This is a genomic window from Pseudomonas sp. GM78, assembly GCF_000282475.1.
In the GTDB taxonomy this organism is placed as follows: domain Bacteria; phylum Pseudomonadota; class Gammaproteobacteria; order Pseudomonadales; family Pseudomonadaceae; genus Aquipseudomonas.
In genome coordinates, this window is sequence record NZ_AKJF01000057.1 from 78,952 (window position 1) to 87,914 (window position 8,963).

The window sequence follows — 8,963 nt, forward strand, 5'->3', positions numbered from 1 at the left end:
CAAATCCTTAAGCGATTTTCAGCAGATTGTTGGAGTGCACGCCGAACAACGGCGCGGCGCGTTCTGCAGCAAGGCGAATGCGGGCCTTCAATGGCTCACTGGTTATTTGGTAATTGGAGAAATCGGCTTCGGTGGCATACACGCCAATCGGCAAGGTCAAGGCCTGGAAGAAACTGAACAGCGGGCGCAGTTGATGATCGAGTACCAGCGCGTGACGTTCGCTGCCACCGGTGGCGGCCAGCAGGACCGGTGTGTCGATCAGCGCATTCAGGTCGATCAGATCGAACAGGTGCTTGAGCAGGCCCGGGTAGGAACCGCGATAAACCGGCGCGGCGACGATCAGCAAGTCGGCGTTTTCGATCGCTTGCAGTTCGGCTTCGATATCCGCCGCCAATTCCTGGCGGGACAGTGCCGCGCCCAGTGGCCGGGCAATATCACCCAGTTCGATGAGCTTGCTGTCGATCGGCAGTTGCTCGGCCAACTGCGCCAACAGCGCTTGGGTCAGCACCAGGGTGCGCGAAGGGCGCCAGGTACCACCGGAGAGGGCAACGACTTTCAATGGACGCGACATCAACAGTTCCTTTTTAAACAGAAGCTCTGCGAGCAGTGAGTAGTCACCGGGTTGAGCAAGAGCTGTACCAATCCCTTGAGCCCCCGGATTACCGGGCTTTCGGCGCCTTGAGCGGGTCGCGCTGTTGATTTTCAGGGGCTGTTTGTTGAATGACTGTTGCCTGGCAAACAGTTGCTTGGGCAACAGTGAATGCAATTGTTATAAAGGTTGTCTGTTATTCCTCAAAATACAATAAAACGATATTTATAGATCGTTAAGAAATATGAGGGCGTTGCAACGACCGCATTAGAAAAACCCGATAGCCACTATCGAGAGCGTTGATTTCTGCTCGGACAAAGGCGCGAGTAGCCTGTGTTCATTGCCCCGAACACGATGCCAGGACGCCGAAAATGAAACCTCTAATCGCCACTTGCTTGCTGCTCGCGGTCTCTGTACTCGCCGGATGTGCCAGCCATGTTTCCCCGGAATTGCGTCCCTACACCGCTGAAGAAACCCGCGAACTGGCGCTGGAAGCACTGAATCGTCGAGGCCTCTCCTTCGATGAATACCACGCGAAAAAAGCCGAACTGCTCGGCGAGCCACGGAAAACCTTTGGCTTCGACAAGCAGGGCGAAATGAACGCCGAGCGAGCTGTACAGCTGCACGGTCGTCAGAGCTGAGCGAAAACTGTACCGCTTGAACTTTCGCCCAACTGTCCATGGGTTTCACGGAGCGTTCGCGATAGGGTCAATACCTGACTGACCCCGATGGACTACCACCCATGACACTCTCACTCGATCTGCTGCTGGGCTTTGCCCTGTTTGCCCTCGTCACCTCGATCACACCCGGTCCGAACAACACCATGTTGCTGGCATCCGGGGTGAACTTCGGCTTCCATCGAACCATCCCCCACATGCTGGGCATCACCTGCGGATTCTTCGTGCTGGTCGTGGCGGTGGGGTTCGGGCTGGGCGCGGTGTTCCAGGCGTATCCTGTGCTCTACACCGTGCTGCGTTACGTCGGTGCGGCGTATTTGTTGTACCTGGCGTGGAAAATCGCCCATTCCGGGCCCGTCTCGGACAGCGGCAAAGGCGAGGCCAAGCCGATCAGCTACCTGGGCGCCGCCGCGTTCCAGTGGGTCAACCCCAAGGCCTGGATCATGGCCATCGGTGCCATCAGCACCTACACACCGATGCAGGGCTATTTCACCAACGTGATTGTGATTGCCGCGGTGTTCGCCCTGATCAACCTGCCGAGCGTCGGTGTGTGGGCCGCTTGCGGCACACTGTTACGCAATGTTCTCAAGGACCGGCGCTGGTTGCGCCTGTTCAACTGGGGCATGGCCGCGCTGCTGGTGGCGTCGCTGTATCCGATATTGCTCGAGAGCTTTAGCTGACGCATTGCTTCAACCGCTTGCCCGATGCCTGTTAAGCTGGCTTTTCAGGAGCGTTCCTACGCACTTTTAAATGAAGTTGTTCTTCTTTAACGGCATCCGATCAGGTATTGGTAACCTTCTGGAAACCGAACGCAGCTCATAAGGCTGCGTTTCGCCGTTTGCAGTCATGAGCTTCCTGATCCCGGAACACGCTCTGCGAGTCCTTTATGAATAAACGTCCGCTGTATTTCGACTACGCCGCCACCACGCCGGTGGATGAGCGGGTCATCAAGATCATGGTCGAGTGCCTGGGCTTCGACGGTAACTTCGGCAACCCGGCCTCCAGCTCCCACGCCTTTGGCCAGCAGGCCCGGCAATCGGTAGAGCAGGCGCGGCGCCAGGTCGCCGAACTGGTCGGCGCCACGCCTGAACAGATCGTCTGGACCTCCGGTGCCACCGAATCCAACAACCTGGCCCTCAAGGGTGTGGCCCAGGCACGCGGCGTCGCCGGTGGCCATCTCATCACCAGCCAGATCGAACACAAGGCCATCCTCGATACCGCCAGGCAGTTGCAGGAAAGCGGCGTGGCGGTGACGTACCTGGTGCCGGACGCCGATGGCCTGATCACCGCGCAAGCGGTCAGCGAAGCCATGCGCGAGGACACCTTCCTGGTGTCGCTGATGCTGGTCAACAATGAACTGGGCACGGTCAACGACATCCCGGCCATCGGCCAGGTGGTGCGCGAGCGCAACGCGTTGTTTCATGTCGACGCGGCGCAAGGCGCGGGCAAGGTGGCGATCGACCTGGCGCATTGGCCGGTGGACCTGATGTCCTTCTCGGCGCACAAGCTCTATGGCCCCAAAGGCATCGGCGCGTTGTATGTCGGCCCGCGTGCGCAGCAGCGCCTGCTGGCGCAGATCCACGGCGGCGGTCACGAAGGCGGCCTGCGTTCCGGTACCCTGGCGACCCACCAGATTGCCGCGATGGGCGCGGCCTTTGCCTTGGCAGCGGCCTCGTTCGATGAAGAAAAAGCCTTGATCGTGCATCTGCGCGAACGCCTGCTTGAACAAGTACTGAGCATTCCGGGCGTGCGGCTCAATGGCAGTCCCACCCAACGCATCCCGCATACGTTGAGCCTGACCTTCAGTGAAGGCGAGTTCAATTCGGCGGCATTGCTCGCCTCGATGGCGTTTTCCGCGACCTCGGCCTGTAATTCCGCCAGCAACGCGCCATCCCATGTGCTGCTGGCCCTGGGGCATGATGCCCGTACGGCGAGTCGCACCATTCGCTTGAGCCTGGGGCGTTTCACCACCGAACAGGATATCGATCAAGCGGTACAGCTGATTAAGACCGCCTGCGCCAGTGCTCCGGCATTCTGGCAATAGGGCAACAAAGTGCCGACTTCGATCGGCACCGAACAATAATGACGAGTGGTTAGCAGGAGTCACGATGAATACGCAGTTTACGATCACCGGGTCAGTGCCCCAGCGCCTGGCGCAAACCCGCGAGCTGATGAGCCGGGAGGGCATCCATGCCTTGCTGGTGCCGTCGGCCGATCCCCACCTGTCCGAGTACCTGCCGGGTTACTGGCAGGGGCGTCAATGGCTGTCGGGTTTCCACGGTTCGGTCGGCACCCTGATCGTTACCGCGGATTTCGCCGGCGTCTGGGCCGACAGCCGTTATTGGGAACAAGCGAGCAAGGAACTCAAGGGCAGTGGCATCGAGCTGGTCAAGCTGCAACCCGGCCAACCGGGGCCGCTGGACTGGCTGGCCGAGCAAACCCCGCAAGGCGGCGTGGTCGCGGTCGATGGCGCGGTGATGGCGGTGGCTTCCGCACGCACGCTGGGCAGCAAGCTCGAGGAGCGGGGCGCACGCCTGCGCACCGACATCGACCTGTTGAGTGAAGTCTGGAGCGACCGTCCGAGCCTGCCGAACGAACCGATCTATCAGCACCTGCCGCCACAAGCCACCGTCAGCCGTGGCGAAAAACTCGGCAAGCTGCGTGAAACCCTGCAGGCACGGGGTGCCGACTGGCATTTCATCGCCACCCTGGATGACATCGCCTGGCTGTTCAACCTGCGCGGCGGCGATGTGTCGTTCAACCCGGTGTTTGTTTCTTTCGCCTTGATCAGCCAGCAGCAAGCGACGCTGTTCGTCGCGCTGAGCAAGGTCGATGCGCAGTTGCGTACGGTCCTGGAACAGGACGGCGTGACCCTGCGCGATTACAGCGAAGTGGCCGACGCCCTGCGCGCGGTGCCGACGGGGGCGAGCCTGCTGGTCGATTCAGCGCGAGTAACTGCAGGTTTGCTGGATAACCTCGACAGCGGTGTCAAACTACTCGAAGGCCTGAATCCGACCACCCTTGCCAAGTCGCAGAAGAGCCTGGCTGACGCCGAACACATCCGCCAGGCCATGGAGCAGGACGGCGCAGCGCTGTGCGAATTCTTCACCTGGCTCGAATCGGCCTGGGGCCAAGAGCGTATTACCGAACTGACCATCGACGAAAAACTGACCGCAGCGCGTGAACGTCGGCCGGGCTATGTGTCGCTGAGCTTCAACACCATTGCCGCCTTCAACGCCAACGGCGCCATGCCCCATTACCACGCCACCGAAGAAGAGCACGCGGTGATCGAAGGTGACGGTTTGTTGCTGATCGATTCCGGCGGCCAGTACCTGGGTGGCACCACCGACATCACGCGGATGGTCGCGGTCGGCACACCGACGCCAGAACAGAAGCGCGATTGCACCCGCGTACTCAAGGGCGTGATCGCCTTGTCCCGCGCGCAATTCCCCAAAGGCATCCTGTCGCCACTGCTGGACGCCATCGCCCGGGCGCCGATCTGGGCCGAAAGCGTTGACTATGGTCATGGCACCGGTCACGGCGTCGGCTATTTCCTCAACGTACATGAAGGTCCGCAGGTGATTGCCTACCAGGCCGCGCCTGCACCGCAAACCGCCATGCTGCCAGGCATGATCACCTCGATCGAGCCAGGCACCTACCGTCCTGGCCGTTGGGGTGTGCGCATCGAGAACCTGGCGATGAACCGCGAGGCAGGCAGCAGCGAATTCGGCGAATTCCTCAAGTTCGAAACCCTGACCCTGTGCCCGATCGACACCCGCTGCCTGGACACTTCGCTGTTGAGCGAAGAGGAAAAGCAGTGGTTCAACGCTTACCACGCCCAAGTGCGCGAGCGTTTGAGCCCGTTGCTCGACGGCGCTGCGCTGGAGTGGTTGAACACCCGTACTGCGGCTGTTTGACCGGATGTAGCCCGGGCGCTGGCTCCAGCGCCCGGTTCATGACGTCAACCTGGCTCTGGGGTTTTAACCCAGGGCTTCGATGACAAAGTCCAGTCGATCCTGGCCGAAGTACAGCTGATCGCCGACAAACATGCTCGGTGCGCCGAATACGCCGCGTTGCACGGCTTTTTCGGTGGTTTCCTTGAGGGCGTTTTTGACCTCCTCGTCGACGGTCAGGGCCAGGATTTCTTCCGGGTCGAAACCGTTTTCGCTCAGCACTGCCCCGACAGTGGCCGGATCATTGAGGTTGCGACCTTCGACCCACAGTGCCTTGAACAGGCAATCGATGAACCCGGCAAAGCGCTCAGGGTGACGCAACTGCATTCCTGTCACGGCACGCATGAGCAGCAGTGTGTTGATCGGAAAGTGCGGGTTGATTTTCAGTGGCACACCGTAGCGTTTGGCGTACCGATCCAGGTCTATGAACATGTAGCGGCCCTTGGCAGGGATAGTCGCCGGGGAAGCGTTGCCGGTGGCTTTGAACACGCCGCCGAGCAGGACTGGCACGTAGATCAGCTGGCTGTCGGTCTGCTCACAGATCTTCGGTAGCTGGGTGTACGCCAGGTAGGTGGCGGGGCTGCCCAGGTCGAAATAGAACTCCACGGTTTTGCTCATGGTCGATGCACTCTTCTTGTTGTCGTAAGGAAGGATTACCAGCGTTCGCTCCAGGGGCGCAGGTCCAGCTCGAAGGTCCAGGCGTCGCGCGGCTGGCTGTGCAGGTACCAATAGTTCTCGGCGATGTGCTCGGGGTTGAGAATGCCGTCCTGGTCCTTGGTTGCGTACTTCTCGGGGAAGCTGTCACGAATGAAATCGGTGTCGATGGCGCCGTCGACCACGACGTGGGCGACGTGAATATTCATCGGCCCCAGTTCCCGGGCCATGCTTTGCGCCAGTGCACGGATCCCGTGCTTGGCCCCGGCGAACGCGGCAAAGCCTGCAGCACCGCGTAAACCGGCAGTGGCGCCGGTGAACAGGAGAGTGCCCCGTTGCCGCTTGGCCATGCGCTTGGCCACTTCCCTGCCATTGAGAAAGCCTGAGAAACAGGCCATTTCCCAGATCTTGAAATACTTGCGGGCAGTTTCTTCGAGAATGCTGCAGGGCACATTGGCGCCGATGTTGAACACGAACGCTTCGATCGGCCCGATATTGCTTTCGATTTGCTCGACCAGTGCAACCACATCGTCTTCTTTGCGGGCATCGCAGGCGAAGCCGTGGGCTTCACCGCCGCTGGCCCTGATGGTATCGACCAGAGGCTGGAGCTTGTCCGCGCTGCGACGGGTCACGCAGGCCACGAATCCCTCCTGTGCAAACCGCTTGGCAATGGCGCCACCCGTGGCATCTCCCGCACCGACAACCAGTACGACCTTTTTGTTATTCATTGCCTGGACCCCTTTAGTAAACGATCGTTAACTAAACGAACGTTATGCTACGATTTGGCAGGCGTCAAGATCATCGAACCTGAGGGAAGGGCAATGCGTTATTCAGCCAGTCACAAACTGGAAACCCGAGAGAAACTGCTGCAAAGCAGCGCACTGTCGGCCAAGCAATCCGGTTTTTCCACGGTGGGGGTCGACGGTTTGATGAAAGCCATCGGCTTGAGTGGAGGCGCGTTCTACAGTCACTTCGCGTCGAAGGACGAGTTGTTCGCTTCCATTGTCGAGCGCGAGTTGCGGCAAAGCCTGGAGCGTCTGAGGGCTGATCAGGATCGCGACAAATTCGAGCGTTGCCTCAAGCTCTACTTGAGCATGTCCCACGTCGAGCACCCGGAAACCGGTTGTGCATTACCGGCGTTGGGCGCCGAGATTGCTCGCTCCGATCCGCTGATTCGACAGCAGGCCGAGCACTGGATCTGCCAGCTTCAGGAGAGTTGGGCGCGGGTGCTGGAGAGCGACAGCCTGGCCTGGGCGATTCTGTCGCAATGCATCGGAGCCTTGGTGGTGGCGCGAATGCTGGTCACGCCGGATCTGCAGCGCAGGGTGCTGAAGTCCAGCCATGAGGAGATTGGCCGCCAGCTGTCAGGCCCGCGGGCCTGACAATGGCTTCAGATCATTTGCAGATGACGATCATGCTGCGGCTGGTATAGCCCGCGGGGTTGAGTCCGAACGGGTAATCACCCGGCTCTTCCACGGCATCGCCGGATTTGGCGATGACCTTGTAGTTCTTGGGGGCGCACGAGTTGGCGGCGCTGGCGTAGCACTGGTCCCATGAGGACGAAAGCCCCGAACAGTTGATATGGATGCCTTTCCTGCCGTGTTTGGTCTGGGATTTGGAGGTCGCCGCGCAGCCCGCAACGGCAAGAACGGCGATCAGTATCAAAATTCGTTTCATTGCTGTCCTTGTAGCGTTCCCGGATCTGTCGCCCGGTCTGGCAGTATTCGCTTGCGCATGAAGCGTTTTGAAGTCCCTGTCCTGAAAAAGTCCATTTCTGACACTGGGTTGCGGGCCTAAACATGGCCTAATTGAGCGGCAAATACCAGAGCCTGTGCAAAACCGGTCGTCAATCGGCTGCAACGGCGGGCTTGGCGGCACTGCCCATGGTCATGGTGGCACCCACGGAAGCCAGGATGATGCACAGGATGGCCATCCATTGTGACAAAGACAGGAACTCCTGCAGGAACAACAAACCGGACAAGGCGCCTACCGCCGGTTCGATGCTCATCAATGTGCCGAAGGTCCTGGCCGGCATGCGCGTGAGGGCGACCATTTCCAGTGTGTAGGGGAGGGCCGTGGACAAAACGGCGACACCGATGGCGATCGGAATCAAGGATGGGGTCAACAGCGCCGCTCCCGCATGAACAATGCCGATAGGGGCGACGAACAGTGCGGCAATCACGACGCCCAGGGCGGCAGTCTGCACACCGTTGTCGGCACCGGCCTTTTGCCCGAAAAGAATGTACAGCGCCCAGCAGACGCCTGCGCCCAATGCATAACCGGCTCCCAGCAGATCAATGCCTTGTGCCGTGGCACCCGTCGGTATCAACAGCAGCAAGCCGACAGCGGCAAGGGCTATCCACAAAAAGTCGATGGCGCGGCGTGAAGCATAGATGGCAACGGCCAATGGCCCGGTGAACTCCAGTGCCACCGCGATACCCAGGGGGACCGAACGCAGGGACATATAGAAGAGGAAGTTCATGCCGCCCAGTGCCATGCCATAGACAATCACGGTGCGCAGTGATTTTGCGGTGAGCTTCGCCCGCCATGGGCGCAGCAGCAACACCATGATCACGCTGGCGAAGGTCAATCGCAGGGTGGTGGTGCCCTGGGCGCCAATGATAGGGAACATGCTTTTGGCCAGCGAGGCTCCCGACTGAATCGATGCCATGGCTATTAATAGCAGGCCGACCGAAAACAGGGTCGAGGCAAGGCTGCGCGGCTGATCATTCATTGGGAGGCACCGTCCGGGGTATGGAACTTGAGTGTTGTACTTGGTATTGGGCAATATACTGCGCAATCGATGCGGGCGCGTCTATATATAAGCCGTGTTTTTGTGCCCTTGATAGAAAAACCAAATCAATGCTTGACGGCAGATTCTGGAGGCCTATAATTCGCCCCACTTCCGGCGCAGTCGAAACGGAAAACTCCTTGGTAAACAATGAGTTACGCAGTTTTCGACAGCATGTTGCTTCAGCTTATCGAAGCCCGAAGGAAGTTGAAAAAGAGGTGTTGACAGCAGCGTGTAACGCTGTAGAATTCGCCTCCCGCTGACGAGAGATCTGAAGCGCAAGTGGTTGAAGTTGTTAA

10 protein-coding genes are annotated in these 8,963 nt (G+C 59.6%); 5 read left to right on the forward strand and 5 right to left on the reverse strand.

From position 1 onward, the window contains the following. Positions 1-7: 7 nt before the first annotated feature. The gene (gene msuE / locus PMI35_RS24940) at positions 8-571 is read right to left on the reverse strand and encodes an FMN reductase (protein WP_008056505.1); all 564 of its coding nucleotides are present in this window, start codon (positions 569-571) and stop codon (positions 8-10) included. Between the two features lie 389 nt (positions 572-960). Between msuE and PMI35_RS24935 the strand changes: the two genes are divergently transcribed. The 4 genes from PMI35_RS24935 to PMI35_RS24920 all read left to right on the forward strand — a co-directional run bounded on the left by PMI35_RS24935 (position 961) and on the right by PMI35_RS24920 (position 5,183). Beyond that, a complete protein-coding gene (locus PMI35_RS24935; RefSeq protein ID WP_008056507.1) occupies positions 961-1,230 on the forward strand; it encodes a hypothetical protein in 270 nt (89 codons plus the stop codon). 101 nt (positions 1,231-1,331) lie between these two features. Beyond that, the gene (locus PMI35_RS24930) at positions 1,332-1,946 is read left to right on the forward strand and encodes a LysE family translocator (protein ID WP_008056508.1); all 615 of its coding nucleotides are present in this window, start codon (positions 1,332-1,334) and stop codon (positions 1,944-1,946) included. 206 nt (positions 1,947-2,152) lie between these two features. Then, positions 2,153-3,310, forward strand: coding sequence for an aminotransferase class V-fold PLP-dependent enzyme (locus tag PMI35_RS24925; protein WP_008056510.1), 1,158 nt, complete (start codon positions 2,153-2,155; stop codon positions 3,308-3,310). Positions 3,311-3,374: 64 nt separating this feature from the next. Further along, entirely contained in the window at positions 3,375-5,183 is a 1,809-nt protein-coding gene (locus PMI35_RS24920; protein WP_008056513.1) for an aminopeptidase P family protein, read from the forward strand. Between the two features lie 63 nt (positions 5,184-5,246). Here PMI35_RS24920 and PMI35_RS24915 read toward each other — a convergent pair whose 3' ends face one another. Next, entirely contained in the window at positions 5,247-5,837 is a 591-nt protein-coding gene (locus PMI35_RS24915; protein WP_008056514.1) for a 2-hydroxychromene-2-carboxylate isomerase, read from the reverse strand. 35 nt (positions 5,838-5,872) lie between these two features. Further along, positions 5,873-6,601 (reverse strand): SDR family oxidoreductase, encoded by a 729-nt coding sequence (locus tag PMI35_RS24910; RefSeq protein ID WP_008056517.1) that lies wholly within the window; start codon positions 6,599-6,601, stop codon positions 5,873-5,875. A 93-nt stretch (positions 6,602-6,694) separates the two neighbouring features. Between PMI35_RS24910 and PMI35_RS24905 the strand changes: the two genes are divergently transcribed. Next, the gene (locus tag PMI35_RS24905) at positions 6,695-7,255 is read left to right on the forward strand and encodes a TetR/AcrR family transcriptional regulator (RefSeq protein ID WP_008056520.1); all 561 of its coding nucleotides are present in this window, start codon (positions 6,695-6,697) and stop codon (positions 7,253-7,255) included. Positions 7,256-7,268: 13 nt separating this feature from the next. Here the strand turns inward: PMI35_RS24905 and PMI35_RS24900 are convergent, their stop codons facing one another. Both PMI35_RS24900 and rhtA read right to left on the reverse strand, forming a co-directional pair. Beyond that, the gene (locus PMI35_RS24900) at positions 7,269-7,550 is read right to left on the reverse strand and encodes a hypothetical protein (protein WP_008056521.1); all 282 of its coding nucleotides are present in this window, start codon (positions 7,548-7,550) and stop codon (positions 7,269-7,271) included. Between the two features lie 169 nt (positions 7,551-7,719). Further along, entirely contained in the window at positions 7,720-8,607 is an 888-nt protein-coding gene (rhtA, locus tag PMI35_RS24895; protein WP_008056522.1) for a threonine/homoserine exporter RhtA, read from the reverse strand. Between the last annotated feature and the right edge of the window lie 356 nt (positions 8,608-8,963).